Source organism: Lentzea kentuckyensis (assembly GCF_002150765.1).
Lineage (GTDB): Bacteria > Actinomycetota > Actinomycetes > Mycobacteriales > Pseudonocardiaceae > Lentzea > Lentzea kentuckyensis.
This window is the reverse complement of record NZ_MUYM01000044.1, coordinates 19,902-28,022: the sequence shown is the minus strand read 5'-3', so window position 1 is coordinate 28,022 and position 8,121 is coordinate 19,902. Positions and strand designations below refer to the sequence as shown.

General features: G+C 69.7%; 8 protein-coding genes. 2 read left to right on the top strand and 6 right to left on the bottom strand.

The window, feature by feature from the left end:
• Nucleotides 1-103: 103 nt before the first annotated feature.
• Both ligA and B0F77_RS21855 read right to left on the bottom strand, forming a co-directional pair.
• Entirely contained in the window at nucleotides 104-2,095 is a 1,992-nt protein-coding gene (gene ligA / locus B0F77_RS21860; RefSeq protein ID WP_086664819.1) for an NAD-dependent DNA ligase LigA, read from the bottom strand.
• Between the two features lie 58 nt (nucleotides 2,096-2,153).
• Complete coding sequence (locus tag B0F77_RS21855; RefSeq protein WP_245848526.1) at nucleotides 2,154-3,050, bottom strand: LysR family transcriptional regulator; 897 nt, start codon at nucleotides 3,048-3,050, stop codon at nucleotides 2,154-2,156.
• A gap of 77 nt (nucleotides 3,051-3,127) precedes the next feature.
• Between B0F77_RS21855 and B0F77_RS21850 the strand changes: the two genes are divergently transcribed.
• Nucleotides 3,128-3,940 (top strand): LLM class flavin-dependent oxidoreductase, encoded by an 813-nt coding sequence (locus B0F77_RS21850; protein WP_086664817.1) that lies wholly within the window; start codon nucleotides 3,128-3,130, stop codon nucleotides 3,938-3,940.
• Between the two features lie 280 nt (nucleotides 3,941-4,220).
• On the opposite strand, the gene B0F77_RS21845 is transcribed toward B0F77_RS21850, so the two are convergent.
• Nucleotides 4,221-4,451 carry a hypothetical protein gene (locus B0F77_RS21845; RefSeq protein ID WP_086664824.1) on the bottom strand — a complete coding sequence of 77 codons (231 nt, stop codon included), beginning with the start codon at nucleotides 4,449-4,451 and terminating at the stop codon, nucleotides 4,221-4,223.
• Nucleotides 4,452-4,690: 239 nt separating this feature from the next.
• Nucleotides 4,691-5,086: a MerR family transcriptional regulator gene (locus tag B0F77_RS21840; protein WP_245848525.1), complete on the bottom strand. Its 396-nt coding sequence runs from the start codon at nucleotides 5,084-5,086 to the stop codon at nucleotides 4,691-4,693.
• A gap of 108 nt (nucleotides 5,087-5,194) precedes the next feature.
• On the opposite strand from B0F77_RS21840, the gene B0F77_RS21835 reads away from it, so the two are divergent.
• Entirely contained in the window at nucleotides 5,195-6,205 is a 1,011-nt protein-coding gene (locus B0F77_RS21835) for a glycoside hydrolase family 5 protein (protein ID WP_245848528.1), read from the top strand.
• Here B0F77_RS21835 and B0F77_RS21830 read toward each other — a convergent pair.
• Both B0F77_RS21830 and B0F77_RS21825 read right to left on the bottom strand, forming a co-directional pair.
• Entirely contained in the window at nucleotides 6,159-7,151 is a 993-nt protein-coding gene (locus tag B0F77_RS21830; RefSeq protein WP_143466844.1) for an acyltransferase family protein, read from the bottom strand. The two genes, B0F77_RS21835 and B0F77_RS21830, sit on opposite strands and share 47 nt — an antisense overlap.
• Nucleotides 7,148-8,101, bottom strand: a complete 954-nt coding sequence (locus B0F77_RS21825; RefSeq protein ID WP_086664814.1) for a D-alanine--D-alanine ligase family protein — start codon at nucleotides 8,099-8,101, stop codon at nucleotides 7,148-7,150. The genes B0F77_RS21830 and B0F77_RS21825 overlap by 4 nt, the downstream gene beginning before the upstream one ends.
• Nucleotides 8,102-8,121 lie beyond the last annotated feature (20 nt).

Below are 8,121 nucleotides of genomic sequence, written 5' to 3'. Positions count from 1 at the left end.
TCGCCCTCCAGCTGCCGTCCTCCCCCAAGGCAGCTCGAGGGCGATCCCAGACCCGCCCCCAGGCTGCCGTTCTCCCCCGGTCAGCGTGGGGGCTTCCTGCGTTTCAGGCGATGCCGGCCGCGATCAGCTTGGTCCAGATCTCGGCCTGGTCCACCACCTCGACGCCGAGCTTCTCCGCCTTGGTCAGCTTGTTCGCGCCGACGCCCTCGCCGGTGATCAGCAGGTCCGTGGTCGCGGACACCGAGGAGGCAGCCGTGGCGCCCGCCCGTTCGCACATCTTCTGGAACGTCGGGCGGGTGACCTTCTCGCCGGAGCGCGGGTCGCTGATCGAGCCCGTGATCACGACCGACTTGCCCTCCAGGGGCGCGCCCGCCACGACGACCGGGGGCAGGTCCTCCTCGCGCACGTCCAGCGAGACGCCGCGCTCGCGCAGGCGTTCGATCTCCGGGCGCAGGCGGGCCAGGTGGGCGGTCAGCGACTCGGCGACCTTCTGGCCGATGTCCTCGACGGCGACGAGCTTCTCCGCGCCCGCGTCGGCGACCTCTTCCAGGGAGCCGAAGCCCGCGCGGCACAGCCTGGCCGCGGTGCCCTCGGAGGCCATCGGGATCGAGAGACCGATGAGGGCCCGGCGCAGGCCCACGGAGCGGCTGCGGTCGATGGACTCGATCATGCGGGTCGCGGAGACGTCGCCGACCCGGTCGAACTCCAGCAGGCGTTCCTTGGTGAGCGTGTAGAAGTCGGACGGGTTCACCAGGTCGCCGGTCTCGGCGAGGCGTTCGATCCACACCTGGCCGATGGCGTCGATGTCCGCGGCCGCGCGGGAGGACCAGTGGATCAGGCGGCGCACGGTCTGGGCCGGGCAGGCGGCGTTGGTGCAGAACAGCTCGCGACTGTTGCCCTGCTCGGTCAGCGGCTGGGCGCACGACGGGCATTGCGACGGCGGGACGATCTCGCGTTCGGCGCCGGTGCGCTTGGACTCGTCCAGGACTCCCGCGACGAACGGGATCACGTCGCCGGCGCGGCGGACCAGGACGGTGTCGCCGATCCTGATGCCGCGGGAGCGGATGACCTCCTGGTTGGCCAGCGTCGCGCGGGTGACGGTGGTGCCTCCCACGAAGACGGGCTCCAGCCAGGCGACCGGGGCGATCTTGCCGGTCTTGCCCACGTCCCAGACGACGTCCATCAGCACCGTCGTCTTCTCCTCAGCGGCGAACTTGTAGGCGATCGCGCCGCGCGGCGACGACGACCTGGTGCCGGCGGCGGCGAACGCGTCGCGGTTCGCCAGGCGCAGCACGGCACCGTCCAGGTCGTAGTCCAGCGAGTTGCGGGCCTGCTCGATGCCCTCGATGAGCTTCTGTGCCTCGGCGGCGGAGGTGCAGTGGCTCATGTCGGCGACGCTGAAGCCGAGTTTGCGCAGGCCCGCGTCGAGGTCGGAGTCGGCGCTCTCCGGCTCGGTCGTCAGGTCGAACGCGAAGAACTGCATGCGCCGGCCCTCGACCGCCTTCGGGTCCTTGGCGCGCAACGTGCCCGCGGCGGCGTTGCGCGGGTTGATCAGCGGCTTCTCGGGGTTCTTCTTGTTGTACGCGTCGAAGGTCGACCGCAGCATCACGCACTCGCCGCGCACCTCGACCCGGCCCGGCGCGTCGACCTTGTCCGGCACGCCGTCGCACAGCGCGCGGGTCAGGAACGTGACGTCGTCGCCCGTCGTGCCGTCGCCGCGGGTCACCGCCCGCGCGAGCCGCCCGTTCTCGTAGACCAGGGCCAGCGACAGACCGTCGAGCTTGGGCATGACGACGACCGGCTGGCCGGGGAACCGGCCGAAGAACGCCTCGACCTGCTCGGGCTTGTTCGCCTTCTCCAGCGACAGCATCGGCCGTGAGTGCCGCACCGGCGCGTGCAGCACCGACGGCGCGCCCACGTGGTCCAGCGGGTTGTCCTCCGGCGCCAGCTCCGGGTGTTCGGCGATCAGGGCGCGGAACTCGTCCTCGATCGCGTCGTACTCGGCGTCCGCCACCAACGGCTCGCCTTGGTAGTACGCGTCGCGCAGCTCCACGATCCGCGCGGCGAGCTCCTGAATCCGGTCCCCAGCTGTCATGGTCCGGGACGTTACCCGGCGGCACCGACAATTCCGTGCAGTCGCGATCGAGTGCTGCTCAAGCGCCCGCGGAGCCACCCGAACCGGTCACCTGCCGGACGGTCTGCAGCGTCAGTTCGATCACTCGGCGGGCGAGCGGTGACAGCGTGCGGCCGGCCTGCCACGCCAGGTAGATCTCGCGCGGAGTCAGCGCGGGCTCCAGCTCGTGCGTGCGCAACAGGTCGTCGGGCGGCATGTCCAAAGTCAGCATCGGCATCACCGCGATCCCCATCCCGGCGCGCACCATCGAGAGCACGCCCCGGTTGTCCGCCGTCCGGAACACGATCAGCGGCGCGACCCCGGCCTCGGCGTACACCCGCTCCACCCGTGCCTGGTCACAGATCGGCGGCGGCGCCACCATCGCGGCCCCGTCCAGCGCGTCCAGCGGCACCGGCCCGTCCCCGAACTGACCGCGCCGGGCGACCACGACGTACGGGTCGTCCAGGAGCTTGGTCTGCTCGACCTCGCCCTGCAGCGGCCCGTCGAAGAACACCAGGTCGAGCCCCTCGGCGGTGGGCCGGTCGGTCTCCTCCTCGACCAGCCGGATGTCCGCGGCGGGGTGCTCGTCCAGCAACCGCCGCACCACGGCCGGCAGCAGGACGTTGGTGACGCTCTGGAACGTGCCGATGTCCACCCGCCCCTCACCGGCCTTGAAGCGCTCGACGGCGTCCTCAGTGGCCGCCGCACGCGCAAGCAACTCACGGCCGTGTGCGAGCACCACCTCACCGAGCGGTGTCAGCCGCACGGGCCGCGGACCGCCGGGCCGGTCGAACACCGCACCGCCGACGGACTTCTCCAGCGCGGCGACCTGCTGACTCACCGCCGACTGCGTGTAACCGAGCCGGTCGGCGGCACGGCCGAACGTCCCCTCGACGGCCACCGCGTCCAGCGTGGCCAGATGACGCAGATCCAGCATGAACATAAGCATGCCTTGTCAAACTGACCAGAACCCATCGCTTTTGTTGATGGCTGGGTGACCCTAGCGTCGTTCTCATGACCCCACGATGTGCCCTCTGGCTCCCGCTGTTCGACGACCTCGCCGACCCGCTGCTGATCGCCCGCCTCGCCGCCGAGGCCGAGGAAACGGGCTGGTCAGGGCTCTTCGTCTGGGACCACGTCCGCTGGCGCGAGCCGGTGACCCGCGTGGCCGACCCGTGGATCACGCTCGCCGCCGTCGCCACGGCCACCGAACGACTCCGGTTCGGCCCGATGGTCTCGGCCATCGCCCGCCGGAGGCCGGTGAAGCTCGCCCGCGAGACCGCCACGCTGGACCTGCTCGGCAACGGCCGGCTCGTGCTCGGCGTGGGCCTCGGCAGCGACCGGTTCGCGGGCGAGTTCTCCCGCACCGGAGAGGAGTGCGACGACCGGATCCGCGGCCAGATGCTCGACGAGTCGCTGGAGATCCTCCGTGCGGCCTGGTCGGGTGAGACCGTGCACCACCACGGCGAGCACTACACGGTGGACGGCGTCACCTTCCTGCCGCGCCCCGTCCAACGCCCCGGCATCCCCGTCTGGGCCGCCGGCTTCCCCGGCAACGCCAAGCCGATGCGCCGCGCCGCCCGCCTGGACGGCTTCTTCCCGGTCAACCTGACCTCCGCCGGCCAGTTCGCCGACGCCGTGGGCCAGGTCGAAGCACTTCGAGCGGGTACTGGGCCGTTCGACTACGTCGCCGAGGTCGAACCCGGCGCGGACATCACGCCGTACGCCGAGGCCGGCGCCACGTGGTGCCTCACCGCGTTCGACCCCGCGTCACTCTCGGTCGACCACGTGCGCGGGGTGCTGCGCGACGGACCGGGAGCGCGCTGAAACCGAACGCCCAAGCACCTGACCAGAAGTCTTGTCCGAAACCTCACGACTCGTTGATGCCGAGCGCGTCTGCAAGTACCACCAACTCTTGATCGAATCGCCCTCAACTACACCCAACCGGTTCGTCACCCGACGAACCGTCGCCGTGTCCTCCGTCCAGAACCGCCCTGTTGGTAGTAGAAAAATGCCTGTTGATGTTGAGTTGGCGGTACTTGCAGACGCCATCAAGCCGGACGGGCGTCCGTCAGGCGAGTAACGGACACAACTTCTGGCAGCCTGCTTAGTCGCGCGGCCCCCGCAGCGTCAGCACCACCCGCAGCACGTGCTCGACCGCCGCCGGGAACAGCGCTCCCCGCAACTCGTCGCGGTGCGCGAGGGTCTGCCCGGCGAACTCCAGCATGCGGTCCGGCCCCACCCGGCGGACCACCAGCGCGGCGACCTCCTCCAGGTCGAGGCCGGGGTTGTCGAGTCGGACCAGCGCGAACTCGACGATCAACTCCTCGTCGGTCACCGGCACCTCCTCCCACGCCGAGGCCGTGAATCGATCCTCCCGTCTCGACCGGCCTGCTTCAAGGCCCTGCGAAACAGCGGGGAACGCGACGCTCGTCGTGGAACAGGGTGGCTCGGAGGTCAGACCGACGATCGCGGCAGGGCCACCTCTTCGACTGCTCTCATACCGCCGTGTCTAGTCGACCCCGGTTCTTCACGATCGGCGTCGCGAAGCTGCAGAAAGAACGGTGAAGAACCAGGTCAGGGCCGGGCCAGCCGCCGTTTGAAGTCCGGGCACTCGGCGAGCGGCTCGTGCGTGCAGGTGGAGGCGTGGTCGAGGCTGTCGCGCATGCGCTGGAGCCGGGCGATGTCCTCGTCGAGCGTCGCGACCTTCTCGGAAATCGTCGCCCGCAACACCGCGTCGCCGGGCGTGGCGACCAGGAACCGGCTGATCTCCGCGATGGAGAACCCTGCCCGGCGGGCGCAGTTGATCAGTTCCAGCCGGTGCAGCACCTCGGGCTCGTACGTGCGGCGCAACCCGTTGCGGCCGCTCGACACGAGCAGCCCCTTCTTCTCGTAGAACCGCAGGGCCGACGGCGCGAGCCCTGTCCTCTCCGCTACCTCGGCGATGTCCAGCACGACGCCGAGCCTAATCACGATCTTGACACTCCTCGAACAGTTCCCGAACCCCGCCCGTTTCTCGGTCCGGCAACGTACCGCCCCGAACGTTTCGCTGAGAGGGGTAGGAAGTTGAAGTTGAGACAGGTGGTTTTCGGCGTCACGACCGCCGTGCTGTTGTTGTCAGGCAGCGTTCCGGCGTCAGCTGCCGCGCCGGGACGTCTCTCGGTGTCGGGCGCGAACGTCGTCGATCCGGCCGGCAACCCGATCGTGCTGCGAGGGTACAACTGGGGGCATTGGGGCACGGTCCAGCCGCAGGATCCCGGCGACCACGTGACGGCGGGCGCCAACTCGGTGCGGATCCCCTTGCGCTGGTGGGGTGAGTGGAAGGACGACGTCGACAGCCGCGACCCCGATCCGAACAACCTCAGCCACATCAAGCAGGGGCACCTCGACCTGCTCGACCGGACCATCGACCAGGCCAGTGCCGCGGGCCTGTGGATCACGCTGTTCGTCGACTCCGACTACGGGCAGGGCGCGGGTGGGCGTCCTGACAACTTCTGGACCGACCCCGAGATGAAGCAGCAGTTCAAAGAGGTCTGGCAGTTCCTCGTGCGGCGCTACAAGACCAAGCCGTACATGGGCGCGTTCGAGATCCTGCCGGAACCCAAGCCGATCGGTCAGAGCGACGGCCAGGTCAAGGCCTTCTACGACGAGATGATCGGGGTGATCCGCGGCATCGACAAGCGGACGCCGATCGTGGTGGGGCCCAACGACAACTACAGCTGCGGCCGCCTGGAGGGCGCCCACACCACGGTCGACCCGAAGGTCATCTACACCTGCAACTACTTCATCTTCGAGAACCCGCTCAACCGGATCAGGGCGATCACCGACTTCCGCACCGCGCACCAGGTGCCGGTGTGGATCAACCAGGTCGGCATCGAGGGCTGCAACGACGACGCCGTCGCCAAGCAGAAAGCCCGCGACGTGCTGGGAGCCTTCCAGGACAACGGGATCGGCTGGGCGTGGTGGACGTACCGGATCAACGGCACCAACCCGTGCACGCACGGCATCTACTACCTCGACCCCGGCGCCCCGGACGGCTGGCAGGTCAAGAAGGCCTGGCGGACGCTGGTGAACGGCTACCTCGCCGCATGACCGGTTCCTCCACGTAACGCCAGCTGAGCGCCGCCGCCACGACCGTCAGCACCGCCGCGAGCGGTCCGGCGGCGGCGCCCAGCTCGGGCCGCAGCCACAGCGTCAGCGGGTAGTTCCACAGGTAAGCGCCGTAGGAGAGCACACCCAACGCCACCAGCGGCCGGATCGGTGTCGCCACCTCTTCCCACTTCGACCAGACCAGCAGCAACACGGCCGTGCACCCCGCGATCGCCGGCCCCGCGACCAGGTACGTCAGCACGTTGCCCCGCAACGGGATCACCGACAACACCGCCAGACCGGCGAGCGCGACCGGCACCGCCCAGCGCGGCGCGCCGGTCAGCTTCAGCCTCGTCGCCGCGCCGATCACGAAGCACACGAACCACGACGTCGGCAGCGCGTAGGCGTTGTCGGCGTTGGGCCACAACCAGATCAACGTCGCCGTGCAGGCCGCGAGCGCACCGAGAGCCGTGACGACCAGCACAGCGCCCGTCCGGTTGCGCACCCACGCGAACGCCAGCAAAGCGGGCCACAGCAGGTAGAACTGCTCCTCGGTGGCGAGCGTCCAGCCGTGGAACGTCGCCGGGCTCACCCCGCTGATCGGCAGGTTGCCGGTGAACGTCAGCAACACCACCACCGTCCGGACCAGCTTGTCCCGCTCCCCCAACGGGTCGAACACGAGCGTCACCCCGACGAAGATCACGGTCAACGCGATCAACGCCGGCAACAGCCTGCGCGCCCGGCGCAGGTAGAACCGCTTGAAGTCGACACGTCCCCTGCCCTGCAACTCCCGCGCGAGCACCCCGGTGATGAGGTAGCCGCTCAGGGTGAAGAACACCACGACGCCGACCACACCGGCGCCGGGGAACACGTCGGGGAACGCGTGGCGCAGCATCACGAGCAGAATCGCGATGCCGCGCAACACGTCCAGCCCGGCGATCCGCTTCACCGCATCGCTCCCCGGACGAGCTTGTCCAGCAGGTCCGGATAGGACAGACCGACGGCCGCGAACATCTTCGGCACCTGCGACTCCGCGGTCATGCCCGGCATGGTGTTGACCTCGTTGAGCACCAGTCCGTCCTGGGTCAGGAAGAAGTCGATCCGCGCGAGACCCCGGCAGCCCAACGCCTCGTAGACCCGCGCAGCCGAGTCTTCGAGCGCCTTGAGCTCGATGTCGGTCAGCGGAGCCGGAATCACGAACTCTGCGCTGCCGTCGTACTTCGTCGAGGTGTCGAAGAGTCCGGGCACCTGGATCTCCAGCGGCGGCCCGGTCCGGCGCCCCTCGTCCGGGTCGTCGAGCACGGCGATGTCGATCTCCCTGCCCTCCAGGAGCTCCTCGACCAGCACCCGGTCGTCCAGCTCCAACGCCTGGCGCACAGCGGGTTCGAGCTGCTCCTCGTGCTCGACGAGCTGGACGCCGAAGCTCGACCCCGCCGCCACCGGCTTCACCACGACCGGCCCACTGAAGTCCACAGTGGACGCGTTGGTGACCAGCCGGCTCCTCGCCGTCCGCACCCCGACGGCCTCGGCGACGAGTTTGGTGGCCCACTTGTCCATCGCGAGCGCACCCGCCCGCGGCGGCGAGCCCACGTACGGCACCCCGGCCAGTTCGCACAGGCCGGCCAGCGTGCCGTCCTCGCCCAGCGGCCCGTGGACCAGCGGCAACACCACATCGCACCGCGCCGGGACGTCCACCGCCGCCGCGAGGCTGCCGGACTTCAGCGTGTCCAGCGCCTGCCCGTTCTGGCCATGCCACCGGCCGTCCCGGCCGATCGTGAGCGGCACGGCCTCGTACCCGGCCTGCCCGAGCGCCGTCCGCACCGACGCCGCCGACGCCACGGAGACGTCGTGCTCGCAGTTCTGTCCGCCGCCGATGACGGCGACCTTGACTCCCCTCATCACCGCACCCCCAGTCGTAG

Excerpts from the sequence above, each read along its gene's own strand:
- ligA (WP_086664819.1), bottom strand. The coding sequence starts at position 2,095 with ATGACAGCTGGGGACCGGATTCAGGAGCTCGCCGCGCGGATCGTGGAG.
- B0F77_RS21855 (WP_245848526.1), bottom strand. The coding sequence starts at position 3,050 with ATGCTGGATCTGCGTCATCTGGCCACGCTGGACGCGGTGGCCGTCGAG.
- B0F77_RS21850 (WP_086664817.1), top strand. The coding sequence starts at position 3,128 with ATGACCCCACGATGTGCCCTCTGGCTCCCGCTGTTCGACGACCTCGCC.
- B0F77_RS21825 (WP_086664814.1), bottom strand. The coding sequence starts at position 8,101 with ATGAGGGGAGTCAAGGTCGCCGTCATCGGCGGCGGACAGAACTGCGAG.